Raw genomic sequence first — 752 nt, forward strand, 5'->3', positions numbered from 1 at the left:
CTGTTCGTCCGAAAATCTGCGTTTCATTGTCCATCCTTTGCTTGGACGGATTACTAACATCTCAATGGCCCGATTTCAGGGGGCTGGGTCAGTTCCCCAACTGAGGATACAGACGATGAAGAGAAGCCGATTTAGAGAAGAGCAGATTATTGGCATCCAGAAAGAACATCAGGCGGTTTTGAGCGCGAAAGAGCTGTGCCGCAAGCATGGGATCAGCGATGCGACCTTCTACAAATGGCGATCCAAATATGGTGGCATGGAAGTGTCTGACACGCGGCGTCTGAAGGCGCTGGAGGCCGAGAATGCGAAGCTCAAGAAGATGCTGGCGGAGCAGATGCTCGATGTTGCCACGCTGAAAGAGATGCTTGGAAAAAACTTCTGAAGCCCGGTTCGAGGAGGAACGCCGTGGACTGGGCAATGAAGACCAAAGGCTACAATCAGAAACGGGCCTGTGCCTTGGCCGGGATCGATCCGCGCGTGTATCGGCGCAAATCGACGCGAAGGTCGGACACCGAGTTTCGGGCCAGGATGAAGGAGCTGGCGTGTGAGCGGCGCCGGTTCGGCTATCGCCGCCTGCACATCCTGCTGAAGCGGGAGGGCTGGGAAGTGAACTGGAAGAAGCTTTACCGGCTGTACCGCGAAGAAGGGTTGGCCGTCCGTAAACGGGGCGGACGCAAGCGTGCTGTGGGCACCAGAGCGCCGAGGGCGATCCTACAGGGGCCGAACCAGAGGTGGTCGCTCGACTTCATGTC

The 752-nt window shown here is 57.2% G+C and carries 1 pseudogene; it reads left to right on the forward strand.

Annotated features, from left to right (window positions below):
• Positions 1-115: 115 nt before the first annotated feature.
• Positions 116-752, forward strand: a pseudogene (locus tag SHM7688_RS19520) (transposase); the annotation flags it as partial.

Source organism: Shimia marina, assembly GCF_001458175.1.
Taxonomy (GTDB): Bacteria; Pseudomonadota; Alphaproteobacteria; order Rhodobacterales; family Rhodobacteraceae; genus Shimia; species Shimia marina.